This is a genomic window from Streptomyces stoeckheimensis, assembly GCF_045822005.1.
GTDB classification, from domain to species: domain Bacteria; phylum Actinomycetota; class Actinomycetes; order Streptomycetales; family Streptomycetaceae; genus Streptomyces; species Streptomyces stoeckheimensis.
Genome location: NZ_CP169550.1, coordinates 2659473 through 2674505 on the forward strand (window position 1 = coordinate 2659473; position 15033 = coordinate 2674505).

Consider the following 15033-nt stretch of genomic DNA (forward strand, 5'->3'; position numbering starts at 1 on the left):
CGGCGGGACCCGTCAGGCTCCGATGAGCTTGGCGAACTTCTCCTCGTACGCCGTCTCTTCCTCGCTGGTGAGGGAGCGGAAGGCGTGCGACTTGGCGGCCATTTCCTTGTCCGGGATGATCAGGACGTTGTCCGCGAGCTCCGGGTCGATCTTGGCCAGCTCGTCCTTGACGCCCTCGACGGGGCAGACGTAGCTGATGTAGGCGGCCAGCTGCGCCGCCACCTCGGGCTCGTAGTAGTAGTCGATGAGCCGCTCCGCGTTGGCCTTGTGCCGGGCCTTCACGGGGACCAGCAGGTTGTCGCTGGAGGTGATGTAGCCGGGCGCCGGGATCGCGTACTGGATGTCCGGGTTGCCGGCCTGGAGCTGGATGACGTCGCCGGCCCAGGCCAGGCAGGCTGCGAGGTCGCCCTTGTCGAGGTCCGCGGTGTAGTCGTTGCCGGTGAAGCGGCGGATCTGCTTCTTGTCCACGCCCTTCTGGAGCCGGCCGATCGCCTCGTCGTAGTCGGCGTCGGTGAAGTTCCCCGGGTCCTTGCCCTGGTCGAGCAGGGTCATGCCGACGCTGTCGCGCATCTCGGTGAGGAAGCCGACGCGGCCCTTGAGGGAGGGGTCGTCGAGCATCTGCGTGACGGAGTCGACCTTCTTCCCGCCGGTCGCCTTGGTGTTGTAGGCGATCACGGTGTTGATGCCGGTCCAGGGGTAGCTGTACGCGCGGCCCGGGTCCCAGTCGGGGCTGCGGAACTGCGGGATCAGGTTGGCGTAGGCGTGCGGGAGGTGCGAGGGGTCCAGCTTCTGGGCCCAGCCGAGCCGGATGATGCGCGAAGCGAGCCAGTCGGTGACGACGATCAGGTCACGGCCGGTGTCCTGGCCGGCCGCGAGCTGGGGCTTGATCTTGCCGAAGAACTCGACGTTGTCGTTGATGTCCTCGGTGTACTTGACCTTGATTCCGGTCCGCTTGGTGAACTCCTCCAGCGTGGGACGCGACTTCTCGTCCTCGCTGGTGTCCATGTACTCGGTCCAGTTGGAGAAGTTGATCTCCTTCTCCTGCTCCGAGTGGTCGTCGGAGGCCGCGGCGGTGCCCTCCGCGCGCTTGGCCGGCGGAATGCCGCAGCCGGCCAGCGCGGACAGGCCGCCGAGGGTGAGCGCTCCGACTCCGGAGGCGCGCAGCACGGAGCGGCGGGTGAGGGCGCCGCGCCCGGTGGTGAGGCTGCGCCGCATAGCGGCGAATTGCGCCGCCGAGAGGCGGTCGGGCTCGAACTGCTCCATGGGAGGTGCCCTTTCGGGTGGGTGCGGGCCGCTGGTCGGGCGGCGACGTGGCTATCGGTCCCCGAAGATCGTGCGGTGCCAGTCCTTCGCGGCGACCGCGGTGTTGTCGTACATCACGTGCTTGACCTGCGTGTACTCCTCGAAGGAGTAGGTGCTCATGTCCTTTCCGAAGCCACTGGCCTTGTAGCCCCCGTGCGGCATCTCGCTGATGATCGGAATGTGGTCGTTGACCCAGACGCAGCCCGCCTGGATCTCACGGGTGGCGCGGTTCGCCCGGTACACATCACGGCTCCATGCGGAGGCCGCGAGACCGTACGGGGTGTCGTTGGCCAGCGCGATGCCCTCGTCGTCGGTGTCGAAGGGCAGGACCACGAGGACCGGCCCGAAGATCTCGGACTGGACCACCTCGCTGTCCTGGGCGGCGCCGGAGATGAGCGTGGGCCGGTAGTACGCGCCCTCGGCCAAGTCGCCACCCGGAATCTCACCGCCGGTGACGACGGTGGCGTACGCGCGGGCCCGCTCGACGAAACCGGCGACCCGGTCGCGCTGGGCGTGCGAGACCAGCGGGCCGAGGTCGGTGGCCGGGTCGAAGGGGTCGCCGACGCGGACGGTCTCCATCAGCTCGGCGACCCGGGCGACGAAGGCGTCGTGCAGGGGGCGCTGGACGTAGGCGCGGGTGGCGGCCGTGCAGTCCTGGCCGGTGTTGATCAGGGAGGCGGCGACGGCGCCGTTGGCGGCGGCCTCCAGGTCGGCGTCGTCGAAGACGAGGAAGGGGGCCTTGCCGCCCAGCTCCAGGTGGAGCCGCTTGACGGTGGCGGTGGCGATCTCGGCGACCCGCTTGCCGATGGCGGTGGACCCGGTGAAGGAGGTCATGACCACGTCCGGGTGGCCGACCAGGTGCTCGCCCGCGTCCCGTCCGGCGCCGGTGACGATGTTGACGACGCCGTCGGGCAGGCCCGCTTCCTTGGCCGCCTGGGCGAACATCAGGGAGGTCAGCGGGGTGAGCTCGGCGGGCTTGAGGACGATGGTGTTGCCCGCGGCGATCGCCGGAAGGATCTTCCAGGCGGCCATCTGCAGCGGATAGTTCCACGGTGCGATGGAGCCCACGACCCCGATCGCCTCGCGGCGCACGTACGAGGTGTGGTCCCCGGAGTACTCCCCGGCGGCCTGCCCCTGGAGGTGGCGCGCGGCGCCCGCGAAGAAGGCGGTGTTGTCGATGGTCCCCGGCACGTCGAACTCGGTCGACAGCTTGACCGGCTTGCCGCACTGCAGGGACTCCGCGTACGCGAACTCCTCGGCCCGCTCGGACAGGACGCCGGCCAGCCGGTGCAGCGCGTCGGAGCGCTCCCCGGGGGTGGCCCCGGACCAGCCCGGGAAGGCCCGCTTGGCGGCGGCGACGGCGGCGTCCACGTCCGCGGTGGAGGCCAGCTCGTAGGTGAGCACCTCCTCGCCGGTGGCCGGGTCGACCACGGTGTGTGACCGGCCCGAGGTGCCGGGCCGCAGCTGCCCGTCGATGTACTGCGCGCCTTCGGCGAATCGGTCCTTGACCTGGACCTTGACCTGGAAGCGGTTGCCCATCACGCTCTCACGCTCTCCGTAGCTACAGTTCGAGCTACAGCTCGAATTGAGTGCCGATCCTGGCAGAGGTACACCCCTCGGCCAAGTGATTCCGTTGTTGCCTTTTGATTACGCGACGGAATCGGTCGACCATGTGTCTAGGCGCGCCCGAAATCCCGTACGAAGTGTTCGGTGCTCCTGCGAGACTCGCATGCATGGAGAAGATCGAGGAACTGATCGGGCAGGTCAGCCGGGGTGAGCGGCCGAAGTTCCTGCCGTTCTGGGGACACCGTCCGCGGGCCGACGGAACGCTCGGACCGAGCTGCCTCAGTCAGTGGTGGCCGTCCGAGTTCACCGTGGGTGACGTGCGGTACGCCACCGCCGAGCACTGGATGATGGCCGGAAAGGCGCGCCTGTTCGAGGACGCCGAGGCGGAGCGCGCGGCCCTGGATGCGACGAGTCCGGCCGCGGCGAAGAAGGCCGGGCGGCTGGTGCGCGGCTTCGACGACACGGTGTGGGAGCGGGAGCGGTTCGCGCTGGTGGTGGAGGGCAGCGTGCACAAGTTCGGCTCGGATCCGGCGCTGACCTCGTACCTGCTCTCGACCGGCAAGCGGGTCCTGGTGGAGGCCAGCCCGATGGACCGGATCTGGGGCATCGGCCTGGCCGCCGACGACGAGCGCGCGCTGGACCCGGCGCGCTGGCGCGGCCTGAACCTGCTGGGCTTCGCGCTCATGGAGGCGCGCGAGCGGCTGCGGGCGGAGCTTTAATCGCTCGCAGCGGATGAGGGTGTGCGTCTAGCGTGATCCTTGTCCAGGTGCGCAGGTGAGACCTACTTCCACTGTTAATGGGGTGGCCGCGGGTTCGAGTCCCGTCACCGGCTTCGGGCCGGTGTAGCTCAGTTGGCAGAGCACCTTTGGTTTCGCCGACCTCGATCTCTGGACACCACGTCGCACCTCCCGGTGCGCCGGCCACGGCTACTTCCTCCACGAAATCACGCCGCGGCCACTTCTTTCTCGGGAGGCGCACGTGCGGAGTGCCCGGTGCGCAGGCAGCGGTTACTTCCGGATCAACGGGTCGCGGGTTCGAGTCCCGCCCGGCTCCGGCCGGTAGCTCAGTTGGATAGAGCAGTCGACACAGTCCGTCGCCGACTTCGATCTCGGGCATTCCGCACGTCACGCCTCCTCCGTTTTCCACTGAATTCGGGGGGATTCTCATGGCTCGTTTCAACCTGCTCCGCTCCAAGGCGGCGCCCACCTCACCCGCTGCACCCACCTCACCCGCCTCACCGGTCCGCTCGACCGGCCGCCGCGCCGCCAACGCGCACGGCAGCACCGGCTTCCTGCGCGATCCGCGCTCGGAGCTGTTCCTGCTCGCCGTCGCCAACTTCGTGACGCAGCAGACCGCCTACGAGTCCGGCGAGGCCCGCGACGGCCGGTTCGGCGCGCTCGTGCGCACCCTTGCCGTGGAGGATCCCGAGTGGACCGCCGGCCTGCTCGGCTGGCTGCGGCGGGACGGCAACATGCGGACGGCCTCGCTCGTCGGAGCCGTCGAGTACGTCAAGGCGCGGCTCGACGCCGGAGCGACCGGGGGGCCGTCGAACCGGCAGGTCGTGGACTCCGTCCTGCTGCGCGCGGACGAGCCCGGCGAGCTGCTCGCCTACTGGACGGCCGCCTACGGTCGGAACGTGCCCAAGCCCGTCAAGCGCGGGATCGCCGACGCCGTGCGCCGCCTCTACTCCGCCGGCTCGCTGCTGAAGTACGACACGGCTTCCCGGGGATACCGCTTCGGTGACGTCCTCAACCTGGTGCACGCCTCCCCCGACCCCGCCAAGCCCTGGCAGGGCGAGCTGTTCCGGCACGCCCTCGACCGCCGGCACAACCCGGAGACCGCCGAGGTCCCGCCGGGCAACCGCACCCTGCTCGCGCACCGGACCCTGATGGAGCTGCCCGTGGCGGAGCGCCGGGCCGTGGTCACCGCGGCGGACGGCCCCGAGCGGCTCGCCGCGGCGGGCATGACCTGGGAGGCGCTGGCCGGCTGGCTGCAGGGACCGATGGACGCGGCCGCCTGGGAGGCGGTCATCCCGTCCATGGGCGCGATGGCCCTGCTGCGCAACCTGCGCAACTTCGACCAGGCCGGAGTCTCGGACGAGGTCGCCGCGCGGGTCGCGGCGAAGATCTCCGACCCGGAGACCGTCGCCCGGGCCCGGCAGTTCCCCTTCCGCTACCTCGCCGCCTACCAGCACGCGCCCTCGCTGCGCTGGGCGTACCCGCTGGAGCGGGCGCTGGGTCACTCCCTGGCCCACGTACCGGCACTGCCCGGGCGGACGCTGGTCCTGGTGGACCGGTCCGGGTCGATGTGGTCGCCGCTGTCGGACCGCTCGCAGCTCAACAGGGCGGACGCGGCGGCCGTCTTCGGGACGGCGCTGGCGCTGCGCGCCGGGGACGCGGACCTGGTGCAGTTCGGCTCCACCAGCAAGGCGGTCGACCACCGGCACGGTGAGTCGGTACTGAAGATCCTGGAGCGGTTCGAGAACCTCGGCGGCACCTACACGGCGGAGGCGGTGCGCACGCACTACGCGGGGCACGACCGGGTCCTGATCGTCACCGACGAGCAGGCCACGTACGCCTACGGCGGCGATCCCACGGCGCTGGTACCGGACACGGTCCCCGTGTACACGTGGAACCTCGCCGGATACCGGGTGGGCCACGCGCCCTCCGGGTCCGCGCACCGGCACACCTTCGGCGGGCTCACCGACGCGGCCTTCCGCATGGTGTCCCTGATCGAGGACGGCCGGGACGCCGGGTGGCCCTGGGAGACCGGGCGGGCGGACACCGCCGCCTGACGGAACGGCGGAAGGGCCGGGCGGGGACAGTGAATGTCCCCGCCCGGCCCTTCCGCCGTTCCCTCCGCGCGGATCAACCGCGGTGGAGGACCTGCGTGTTCTCGAAGGGAGACGAGTAGTCCGAGTCGTAGTCGGAGTCGGATCCCTCGTCCCCGAGCATGACGCCGAAGATCATCAGGGCGATGAACAGGCAGCTGATCACGATGCCGACCGCGCCGGTGATGATGCCGGCCAGCGCCATGCCCCCGTTGTCCGCCTCGCCGCGCTTGGCCTTGCCGCGGGCCAGTACGCCGAAGATGACGGCCGGGACGCCGAACAGCAGACCCAGGTAGCAGCTGACCACGGCGATGATCCCGAGGACGAGCGCGGTGACTCCGAAGCCGTTGCTCATGGGCCGGTAACCCGGGTATCCGGGGTATCCCTGATACCCCGGATAGCCCGGCTGACCGCCGTAGGACGGCTGCGGAACACCCTGGTGGGCGGGGTACCCGCCGTACGGGGCCTGCGGCGCGCCCGGCTGGGCCGGGTATCCGTACCCGGCCGGATCCGGCTGCGCCGGGTAGCCGTAGGCGGGCGTCGCCGCGGGCGCCTGCCCGGGCTGGGGTGCGGGCACGGGCGTGCCCGCGGGTATGCCTCCGGCGCCGGGCATCCCCGCCACGGTCTGCTGGTCGTGCACCCCCGGCGCACCCGGTGCACCCGTCCCGCCCTGCTGTTTGCCCAGATCGACCGCGGGCTGCTCCGGCGGCGCCCAGGGGTCTCGCGACTCGGGGCTCTGATCGGTCATACGGCGCCCCCCTCTCGTACGGCCATGCTAAGCGCTCCCTCCGACAGGCCCCTTCGGCGGTGCGGATCCTGCCTACGATGAAGCCCGTTCCATCCGCACGCGCCCTTCGGAGGCACCCTCATGCCCGACCTGCACCCCTTCATCGCGGGGCTGCCCAAGGCCGAACTGCACGTCCACCACGTCGGCTCGGCCTCCCCCCGCATCGTCGCCGAACTCGCCTCCCGGCACCCCGACTCCAAGGTCCCCACGGACCCCGAGGCCATCGCCGACTACTTCACCTTCACCGACTTCGCGCACTTCATCGAGGTCTACCTCTCCGTCGTCGACCTGGTCCGCACCCCCGACGACGTGCGCCACCTCACCTTCGAGATCGCCCGCGACATGGCCCGGCAGAACATCCGGTACGCCGAGCTCACGATCACCCCGTACTCCTCCACCCGCCGCGGGATCGACGAGAAGGCCTTCATGGAGGCCATCGAGGACGCCCGCAAGGCCGCCGAGAGCGAGCTCGGCGTGATCCTGCGCTGGTGCTTCGACATCCCCGGAGAAGCCGGCCTCGAAGCCGCCGCCGAGACCGCCCGCCTCGCCGTCGACCTGCGCCCCGAGGGCCTGGTCTCCTTCGGCCTGGGCGGCCCCGAGGTCGGGGTCCCGCGCCCGCAGTTCAAGCCGTACTTCGACGCCGCCCGCGCCGCCGGACTGCACAGCGTGCCGCACGCCGGCGAGACCACCGGTCCCGAGACCGTCTGGGACGCGATCCGCGAGCTGGGCGCCGAGCGCATCGGCCACGGCACCAGCGTCACCCGGGACCCGGAGCTGCTCGCCTACCTCGCCGAGCACCGCATCGCGCTGGAGGTCTGCCCCACCTCCAACATCGCCACCCGCGCCGTCGCCACCCTCGACGAGCACCCGGTCAAGGAGATGGTGGCGGCCGGCGTGCTCGTCACCATCAACAGCGACGACCCGCCGATGTTCGGCTCCGACCTCAACAACGAGTACGCGGTGGCCGCCCGCCTGCTGGACCTCGACGAGCGCGGCCTGGCCCAACTCGCGAAGAACGCCGTCGAGGCCTCTTTCCTCGACCCGGCCGGCAAGGCGAAGCTCACCGCGGAGATCGACACGTACACCTCCGCCTGGCTGGCTTCCTGACGGTTGCGCAGAATGGGTGCATGCGCACCCTGACTGCCGTAGGCCACCGCGGGGATCCCTACCGCGTCCGCGAGAACACCCTGCCCTCGATCCGCTCCGCCTTCGACCGGGGCGCGGACGCGGTGGAGATCGACGTACGGATGACCCGCGACGGGGTCCCCGTACTGCTCCACGACGAGGACCTCCAGCGGCTGTGGGGCCATGACGTACGGCTCGCAGACGTCACGGCCCCGCAGCTGAAGGAGCTGACGGACGGCGGGATCCCGACCCTGCGCGACGCCCTGATGGCCGCGGGCGCGGGCCGGGTCATGGTCGACCTGCCTGGTGCGACCGCCGAGACCGTGCGGACCGTAGTCGGCCAGGTCCGCGAGTGCGGGGCCCGTGACCGCACGTACTACTGCGCGGGTCCGGCCACCATGCTGGCGGTGCGCGCCGCCGATCCGGGCGCCGAGATCGCGCTGACGTGGACCACCCTGGCTCCCCCGCGCCGGGTGCTGATCGACGCGGTGGCCCCGACCTGGCTCAACTACCGCTTCGGGCTGGTCGGCCCGGAGCTGGTGGACGCCCTGCACCGGGACGGCCTGCTGGTGTCGGCCTGGACCCCGGACACCAAGCGGGCGATGCGCGCGCTGATCAGGGCCGGCGTGGACTCCGTCACGACGAACCGGGTGGACGCGCTGGGAGCCGTACGGGCCGAGCTCGGCCGGTGATACGGGCCTGGGGGGAGCTCGGGGCGTGGATCCGGCGGGCCGGTCCGCGCCGGCAGGACCTGGGGCTGACGCTGCTGGTGCAACTGGCCGTCACGATGCCCTTCGTGGTGCCCCGGTCGACCGAACTGCCGCCCGCGGACTGGGCCTCGTACGCGCTGACCACGCTCGGAGTGCTGCCGCTGGTGTGGCGGCGACGGGCTCCGGTGGCGGTGCTGGTCGCGATCCTGGCGGCCGGCGGCGTGTACAACCTGGCGGGTGACGGCCCGGGGCAGCCGCTTCCGTACGCGGGGCTGATCGCCTTCTACACGGTCGCCCTGCAGTGCACGGCCCGGGTGCGGCTGACGGTGGGCGGGCTGACGGTCCTCACGGTCGTCCTGTCGGTGTACTGGAACACCGGGACCGCGCGCGAACTGCTCTTCACCTTCTTCGTCTCCGGCGCCGCGTACGCGCTGGGGCGCCTGCAGCACACCCGGCAGGCGTACACGGCCGCCCTCCTGGACCGGGCCGCCCAGCTGGAGCGGGCCAACCGGATCGAGGCGGAGCAGGCGGCCGCCCGCGAACGGGCCCGGATCGCACGGGAGATGCACGACATCCTCTCGCACGCGGTCAGCATCATGATCGTGCAGGCGGAGGCCGGTCCGGTGGCCGTGCGCAGGGCCCCCGAGCGGGCCGAGGCCGCGTTCGAGGCGATCGCGGAGACCGGCCGGGAGGCGATGGCCCAGCTGCGCACGATGCTGGGGGTGCTGCGCACGGACGAGGCGGCGCCGCGCTCCCCGCAGCCCGGAATCGGGGAGCTGGCGGGGCTGCTGGAGCGGGTCCGGGGCAGCGGGCCGGAGGTGCTCTACGAGCGCACGGGCTCGGTGCGCGCCCTGCCGGCGGCGCTGGAGGCGACCGTGCACCGGGTGGTGCAGGAGGCCCTGACCAACGTGGTCAAGCACGCCGGGGCATCGGCGGTGGCCGTGCGCCTGGAGTACGGGGAGCGGGACCTCACGGTGACGGTCACGGACGACGGGCGGGGTCCGGGGGCGGATGCGGGCGCGGGTGCGGGCGCGGGTGCGGGCGCGGGTTCCCTGCCGCGGGCTCGACCGGGTGGGCACGGCCTGATCGGGATCCGGGAGCGGGCCGCCGCTCACGGGGGCACGGCCCGGACCGGGCCCGGGCCGGACGGCACCGGCTTCGAGGTGCGGGTGGTGCTTGTAACGTCGGGCGCGGAGGTGGGGAAGTGACGATCCGTGTGGTGGTGGCCGACGACCAGGAACTGGTGCGCAGCGGCTTCGCGATGATCCTGGACGTGCAGGAGGACATCGAGGTGGTGGCCGAGGTCGGGGACGGGGCGGCGGCGGTCGCGGCGGTACGGTCCCTCGCGCCCGACGTGGCGCTGCTGGACATCCGGATGCCGGTGCTGGACGGGATCGAGGCGTGCCGGGAGATATCGGGGACGAGCGCCTGCCGGACGGTGATGCTGACGACCTTCGACTCGGACGAGTACGTGTACGAGGCGCTGCACGCGGGGGCCAGCGGGTTCCTGCTCAAGGACGTGCGGCGGGACGATCTGGTGCACGCCGTACGGGTGGTGGCGGCGGGCGAGTCCCTGCTGGCGCCTTCGGTGGCCCGGCGGCTGATCGCGGAGTACACGGCGGCGACGGCCCGGCCCGCGGCCGCGGAGGCGCTGTCCGCGCAGCGGTTGGAGGTGCTGACGGCCCGGGAGCGGGAGACGCTGCTGCACCTGGGGCGGGGGCTGTCGAACGCGGAGCTGGCGGTGGAGCTGATGGTGAGCGAGCACACGGTCAAATCGCACGTGGGCAACGTGCTCTCGAAGCTGGGGCTGCGGGACCGGATCCAGGCCGTGATCTGCGCGTACGAGACGGGTCTGATCGCGGCTGGCTCTCCGGTATCTCCCTCTGGGGAGTGAGACGACGGGGATCTCCTCGCTCTCGGTGGTGAGTTGTCGTACCGGCAAAGACCCCTCTCGGTGGTGATCCGCAACTACCCCTGTAACCAGCAGCATTGAGGCCATCGGGGCGGAAGTCGCCCGGAGAGCCGACAGGGGGATCCCACCATGAACCGAGCGACCCGCACACTGATCGCCACCGCCCTGGTCCTGGGCGTCGCGGCCGGCCCGGCCGCCGCCGCACAGGCCGGACCGGCGGGGACGCCGGTCTCGGCCTCGGCCTCGGCGCAGAAGCCCGCGCCGCTGATCTCGACCCCGCCGAACGCGGTGGCTCTGGAGCAGTCGATCGCGGGCCTCGGCGCCGACCACAAGTACGCCACCGCGGCGGCGGTCCGGGTGAGCGGCCCGGCGGGCGACTGGCGGGGCAGCTCGGGCGTCTCGGACGTCCGCACCGGGGCGGCGGCGATCGCAGACGGCCGGTTCCGGGCCGGTTCGGTGACCAAGACCTTCACGGCGGCGACGGTGCTCCAGCTGGCGGCCGAGCGCCGGGTCGATCTCGACCGCTCGATCCAGGAGTACCTGCCGGGCACCTTCCCCGACGCCTTCGAGCCGATCTCGGTGCGCCAGCTGCTGAACTACACGAGCGGCATCCGTTCCGCGGACGGGCCGGGCGACACCTTCCAGGCCCAGTGGGACCACCGCTTCGACGTGACCGACCCGCGCGCGCAGATCGCGAACGCCCTGGCGAAGGGGCCGGAGTCCCGGCCCGGCGAGTTCCAGCACTACCAGAACATCAACTACACCCTGCTGGGCGTCCTGATCGAGAAGGTGACCGGCACGACGTACGAGAAGGCGGTCGGGCAGCGGATCCTGCGGCCGCTGGGCCTGCGCCAGACTTCCTTCCCGGGCCGGACGCAGACACGGATCCCCGGTCGGCACAACACCGGTTACCAGGCCGTGCCGTTGGCCGACGGAACCACCGAACTGCGCGACGTCACCGTGTGGAACCAGTCCGACCGCTGGGCCGCGGGCGACATCATCTCCTCGACCGCGGACCTGGAGCGGTTCACCCAGGCTTTGTTCGCGGGGCGGATCGTGCCCAGGCAGCAGCTGGAGGAGATGTTCACCGTCCCCGAGATCTTCGACTTCGGCACGACCCGGCCCGCTTCGCGCACGGCGGGAATGCAGCGGCTGGTCCTCCCGGACGGCACCGAGGTCTACGGCAAGACGGGCGCCCGCCCCGGCTTCAGCGCCGGAATCGGCGGAGCCAAGGACGGGTCGCGGCTCGTGGTCTACACGATCAACTCCAAGGACGCCAAGAGTGAGGAGCCGAACCGGGTGGCGGGCGCGATAGTCGCCGCGGCCATGGCTAAGTAGCCGGTACGGGCACGACGCCGGGCGCGGCCCCTGGTTCGGCGTCGGGCATGGCCTCCAGCCGCTTGATCATGCGGCGCAGCACCAGCAGCGGAATCACCCCGAAGACGCCGAACGACATGTCGATCACCGACCACCAGACCGGGATGCCCCGGATGGGCCCGCAGATCAGGGCCAGCGGAATGATGCCGGCACAGGCGATCGTGCCGGCCTCGACGATCCAGACGTTGCGCACCGGGTCCCGGTGGACTCCGTAGAAGAAGACGGCGATCACCAGGTGGGCGAAGGCGAGCCAGTCGGTGCCGTAGAGGAGGAAGGGGTACTCGGAGTCCGCCCGTTCGAGCCCGTCGCCCACGCGTCGCAACCACTCGTTGTCCACGAGGGCGTTGGCCCAGTGGAGTTCGCTCACCAGCGGGAAGGCGGTGAGTCCGCTCAGCACGAGGCAGACGAGGAACAGGGCAAGCCAGGCACGGATCCGCCGCAGAAGGGCGCTTCTCTCGCTCATGGAAGGGAGCCTACCCAGCTTTCTGAACATGTTCAGCACAATTCCTGAACATGTTCAGTTCCGTCGCGGGATCGTGATCAGGCCGCCCTGACCCTCAAAGACCGACGATGCCGTTCCAGCGCTTCGCGAAGGAGGAGCGCTCGGCGGAGGAGATGTCGCGGGCCACGACGAGCCGCTTGCGCATGTCCTCGTCGGGGAAGATCAGCGGGTTCTCTGCCAGTTCGGCGGTCTCCTGATCGTCCGAGGCGGCCAGCACCTCGCGGGCGGCCGGGACCGGGCAGACGTAGTTGACGGAGGCGGCGAGCAGCGCGGCCATCTCCGGGTCGTAGTAGAAGTCGATCAGTGCTTCGGCGTTGGCCTTGCGCGGAGCCAGGTTGGGGATGAGCAGGCTCTCCGCCCAGAGTTCGCCCCCTTCCTCGGGGACCACGAACTCGATGTCGGGGTTGTCGGCTTGCAGCTGGATCGCGTCCCCGGAGTAGGCCTGGCAGGCCAGCACGTCGCCCTTGCTCAGGTCGGAGGTGTAGTCGTTGCCGGTGAAGCGGCGGATGTGCTTCTTCTTCACCATGCTCTCCACCTGGTCGCACATCCGGTGGAAGTCGGTTTCGGTCCACTTGGTCACGTCGGCCCCGTTGCCCTGCATCAGCAGGGAGAAGGACTCGTCCAGACCGGAGAAGAGCGTGACCTTGCCGGCCAGGTCCGGGTGCCACAGGTCCTGGACGGACTTGATCTCCCGGCCGAGCGCCTTGCGGTTGTAGGCGATGCCGGTGATCCCCGACTGCCAGGGGACGGTGTGCAGCCGGCCCTCGTCGAAGGCGGGCGAGCGCAACTGCGGGTCCAGGTACTTCGACACGTTCGCCTGCGCCGAGCGGTCCATCTTCTGGGCCCAGCCCAGGTGGACGAAGCGGGCGGCCATCCAGTCGCTGACCACGACCACGTCGTGGCCGGTCTGCTGGTGGTTCATCAGCGCCGGACTGATCTTGCCGAAGAACTCGTCGTTGTCGTTGATCTCCTCGGTGTACCGGACCTCGATGCCGGTCTTCTCCGCGAAGGCGTCCAGTGTCGGACGCCTGCTCTCGTCCTCTTCGTCGGTGTCGATGTAGAGGGGCCAGTTGGAGAAGGAGACGCTCCGGTCGCTCTCGGACCGGTCCCGCCCCTCCCGCCGGCTCTCGGGGACGTACGCGGCCGGGACACCACAGCCGGTGAGGCCGGCCAGCAGGCCCGCGGCACCGAGGCCGCGCAGCGCCGCGCGGCGGGAAAAGGCGAGTTCAGGCATGGAAAGAGCCTGGTGGAACGCCAAAGGGCGGGCAATAGACATGTTGTCTACTACCCGCCCCTTCAAGGCTGTGACCTGGTCGATGCGGCGGCCGCCCGGCCGCCCGCCCGGCCTACGGTCAGCTGTCGAGCGAGGTCATGACGTGCTTGATGCGCGTGTAGTCCTCGAAGCCGTAGGCGGAGAGGTCCTTGCCGTAGCCGGACTTCTTGTATCCGCCGTGGGGCATCTCGGCGACGAGCGGGATGTGGGTGTTGATCCACACGCAGCCGAAGTCGAGGTTCTTGGACATCCGCATCGCGCGGCCGTGGTCCTTGGTCCACACGGACGAGGCGAGGGCGAACTCGACGTCGTTCGCGTACGCCAGGGCCTGGTCCTCGTCCGTGAAGGACTGGACCGTGATGACGGGGCCGAAGACCTCGTTCTGGATGATCTCGTCGTCCTGCTTGAGGCCGGAGACCACGGTCGGGGCGTAGAAGTAGCCCTTCTCGCCGACCTGGTGGCCGCCCGCCTCGACCTTGGCGTGGGCGGGGAGCCGCTCGATGAAGCCCGCGACCTGCTTCAGCTGGTTCGGGTTGTTCAGCGGACCGTAGAGCACGTCCTCGTCGTCCGGCTGCCCGGTCTTGGTGTCGGCCGCGTTCTTGGCCAGCGCCGCGACGAACTCGTCGTGGATCGACTCGTGGACCAGTACGCGACAGGCCGCGGTGCAGTCCTGGCCGGCGTTGAAGAAGCCCGCGACCGCGATGTCCTCGGCGGCCTTGGCGATGTCGGCGTCCTCGAAGACCACGACGGGGGCCTTGCCACCGAGCTCCAGGTGGACGCGCTTGACGTCCTTGGAGGCGCTCTCGGCGACCTGCATGCCCGCGCGCACCGAGCCGGTGATGGACGCCATCGCCGGGGTGGAGTGCTCGACCATGGCCCGGCCGGTGTCGCGGTCGCCGCAGACGACGTTGAAGACGCCCTTGGGCAGGATCTCGCCGATGATCTCCGCCATCAGGATGGTGGAGGCCGGGGTGGTGTCCGAGGGCTTGAGGACCACGGTGTTGCCCGCGGCCAGGGCCGGGGCGAACTTCCAGACGGCCATCATCATCGGGTAGTTCCACGGCGCGACCTGGGCGCAGACGCCGACCGGCTCACGGCGGACGATCGAGGTCATCCCCTCCATGTACTCGCCGGCCGAACGGCCCTCCAGCAGACGCGCGGCGCCCGCGAAGAAGCGGATCTGGTCCACCATCGGCGGCAGCTCCTCGCTGGCCGTGAGGCCCAGCGGCTTGCCGGTGTTCTCCGACTCGGTGGCGACCAGCTCCTCCGCGCGCGCCTCGAAGGCGTCCGCGATCTTCAGCAGCGCCTTCTGGCGCTCGGAGGGGGTCGCGTCGCGCCAGGCCGGGAAGGCGGCCGCGGCGGCGGCCATGGCGGCGTCGACGTCCGCCTGGCCGGAGAGGGGAGCAGTCGCGTACGCCTCGCCCGTGGCGGGGTTGACCACCTCGGTGGTCCGCCCGTCGGCGGCGTCCTTGAACTCCCCGCCGATGTAGTTGCGCAGACGACGCAGTTCGGTGGTCACTACAGCCACACTCCTGTGATCACATGTCCAATGGTTGAGACAGCTACCAAGACTAGCCTCTCAGACGCCGTTTTCGACAGGCCCACACATCACGAACTACGGAATCGGTGAGATCCGGCTCCCGAAACAA

Annotated in this window: 13 protein-coding genes and 1 tRNA gene; 8 read left to right on the plus strand and 6 right to left on the minus strand. The window is 70.6% G+C overall.

Going from position 1 to position 15033, the window contains the following annotated elements; all coding sequences use genetic code 11:
• Positions 1-12: 12 nt before the first annotated feature.
• Together ACE1OC_RS11885 and ACE1OC_RS11890 are read right to left on the minus strand one after the other, a co-directional pair.
• Complete coding sequence (locus ACE1OC_RS11885) at positions 13-1263, minus strand: ABC transporter substrate-binding protein (protein ID WP_407837006.1); 1251 nt, start codon at positions 1261-1263, stop codon at positions 13-15.
• 51 nt (positions 1264-1314) lie between these two features.
• Complete coding sequence (locus ACE1OC_RS11890; protein WP_407841538.1) at positions 1315-2841, minus strand: gamma-aminobutyraldehyde dehydrogenase; 1527 nt, start codon at positions 2839-2841, stop codon at positions 1315-1317.
• Between the two features lie 194 nt (positions 2842-3035).
• Between ACE1OC_RS11890 and ACE1OC_RS11895 the strand changes: the two genes are divergently transcribed.
• The 3 genes from ACE1OC_RS11895 (at position 3036) to ACE1OC_RS11905 (ending at position 5662) form a co-directional block, all read left to right on the plus strand.
• On the plus strand, positions 3036-3587 hold the full coding sequence (locus ACE1OC_RS11895) for an NADAR family protein (protein ID WP_407837007.1): 552 nt from the start codon (positions 3036-3038) through the stop codon (positions 3585-3587).
• Between the two features lie 51 nt (positions 3588-3638).
• Positions 3639-3700: transfer RNA gene (locus tag ACE1OC_RS11900), tRNA-Ser, on the plus strand.
• A gap of 333 nt (positions 3701-4033) precedes the next feature.
• Complete coding sequence (locus tag ACE1OC_RS11905) at positions 4034-5662, plus strand: TROVE domain-containing protein (protein WP_407837008.1); 1629 nt, start codon at positions 4034-4036, stop codon at positions 5660-5662.
• A 73-nt stretch (positions 5663-5735) separates the two neighbouring features.
• Here the strand turns inward: ACE1OC_RS11905 and ACE1OC_RS11910 are convergent, their stop codons facing one another.
• A complete protein-coding gene (locus ACE1OC_RS11910) occupies positions 5736-6446 on the minus strand; it encodes a DUF4190 domain-containing protein (protein ID WP_407837009.1) in 711 nt (236 codons plus the stop codon).
• Between the two features lie 120 nt (positions 6447-6566).
• Here ACE1OC_RS11910 and ACE1OC_RS11915 point away from each other — a divergent pair, with 120 nt between their 5' ends.
• From ACE1OC_RS11915 to ACE1OC_RS11935, 5 genes are all read left to right on the plus strand, one after another.
• The gene (locus tag ACE1OC_RS11915; RefSeq protein ID WP_407837010.1) at positions 6567-7592 is read left to right on the plus strand and encodes an adenosine deaminase; all 1026 of its coding nucleotides are present in this window, start codon (positions 6567-6569) and stop codon (positions 7590-7592) included.
• 20 nt (positions 7593-7612) lie between these two features.
• Complete coding sequence (locus ACE1OC_RS11920) at positions 7613-8302, plus strand: glycerophosphodiester phosphodiesterase (protein WP_407837011.1); 690 nt, start codon at positions 7613-7615, stop codon at positions 8300-8302.
• A complete protein-coding gene (locus tag ACE1OC_RS11925; protein ID WP_420497894.1) occupies positions 8299-9528 on the plus strand; it encodes a sensor histidine kinase in 1230 nt (409 codons plus the stop codon). The genes ACE1OC_RS11920 and ACE1OC_RS11925 overlap by 4 nt, the downstream gene beginning before the upstream one ends.
• The gene (locus ACE1OC_RS11930) at positions 9525-10214 is read left to right on the plus strand and encodes a response regulator transcription factor (RefSeq protein ID WP_266954901.1); all 690 of its coding nucleotides are present in this window, start codon (positions 9525-9527) and stop codon (positions 10212-10214) included. The genes ACE1OC_RS11925 and ACE1OC_RS11930 overlap by 4 nt, the downstream gene beginning before the upstream one ends.
• A 147-nt stretch (positions 10215-10361) precedes the next feature.
• Positions 10362-11570 carry a serine hydrolase domain-containing protein gene (locus tag ACE1OC_RS11935; protein ID WP_407837012.1) on the plus strand — a complete coding sequence of 403 codons (1209 nt, stop codon included), beginning with the start codon at positions 10362-10364 and terminating at the stop codon, positions 11568-11570.
• Here the strand turns inward: ACE1OC_RS11935 and ACE1OC_RS11940 are convergent.
• The 3 genes from ACE1OC_RS11940 to ACE1OC_RS11950 all read right to left on the minus strand — a co-directional run bounded on the left by ACE1OC_RS11940 (position 11563) and on the right by ACE1OC_RS11950 (position 14903).
• Positions 11563-12072, minus strand: coding sequence for a hypothetical protein (locus tag ACE1OC_RS11940; RefSeq protein ID WP_407837013.1), 510 nt, complete (start codon positions 12070-12072; stop codon positions 11563-11565). The two genes, ACE1OC_RS11935 and ACE1OC_RS11940, sit on opposite strands and share 8 nt — an antisense overlap.
• Before the next feature lie 94 nt (positions 12073-12166).
• Positions 12167-13345 (minus strand): polyamine ABC transporter substrate-binding protein, encoded by a 1179-nt coding sequence (locus ACE1OC_RS11945; RefSeq protein WP_407837014.1) that lies wholly within the window; start codon positions 13343-13345, stop codon positions 12167-12169.
• A gap of 118 nt (positions 13346-13463) precedes the next feature.
• Positions 13464-14903, minus strand: a complete 1440-nt coding sequence (locus ACE1OC_RS11950; protein ID WP_407837015.1) for a gamma-aminobutyraldehyde dehydrogenase — start codon at positions 14901-14903, stop codon at positions 13464-13466.
• Between the last annotated feature and the right edge of the window lie 130 nt (positions 14904-15033).

Excerpts from the sequence above, each read along its gene's own strand:
- ACE1OC_RS11885 (WP_407837006.1), bottom strand. The coding sequence starts at position 1,263 with ATGGAGCAGTTCGAGCCCGACCGCCTCTCGGCGGCGCAATTCGCCGCT.
- ACE1OC_RS11890 (WP_407841538.1), bottom strand. The coding sequence starts at position 2,841 with ATGGGCAACCGCTTCCAGGTCAAGGTCCAGGTCAAGGACCGATTCGCC.
- ACE1OC_RS11895 (WP_407837007.1), top strand. The coding sequence starts at position 3,036 with ATGGAGAAGATCGAGGAACTGATCGGGCAGGTCAGCCGGGGTGAGCGG.
- ACE1OC_RS11905 (WP_407837008.1), top strand. The coding sequence starts at position 4,034 with ATGGCTCGTTTCAACCTGCTCCGCTCCAAGGCGGCGCCCACCTCACCC.
- ACE1OC_RS11910 (WP_407837009.1), bottom strand. The coding sequence starts at position 6,446 with ATGACCGATCAGAGCCCCGAGTCGCGAGACCCCTGGGCGCCGCCGGAG.
- ACE1OC_RS11915 (WP_407837010.1), top strand. The coding sequence starts at position 6,567 with ATGCCCGACCTGCACCCCTTCATCGCGGGGCTGCCCAAGGCCGAACTG.
- ACE1OC_RS11920 (WP_407837011.1), top strand. The coding sequence starts at position 7,613 with ATGCGCACCCTGACTGCCGTAGGCCACCGCGGGGATCCCTACCGCGTC.
- ACE1OC_RS11935 (WP_407837012.1), top strand. The coding sequence starts at position 10,362 with ATGAACCGAGCGACCCGCACACTGATCGCCACCGCCCTGGTCCTGGGC.
- ACE1OC_RS11940 (WP_407837013.1), bottom strand. The coding sequence starts at position 12,072 with ATGAGCGAGAGAAGCGCCCTTCTGCGGCGGATCCGTGCCTGGCTTGCC.
- ACE1OC_RS11945 (WP_407837014.1), bottom strand. The coding sequence starts at position 13,345 with ATGCCTGAACTCGCCTTTTCCCGCCGCGCGGCGCTGCGCGGCCTCGGT.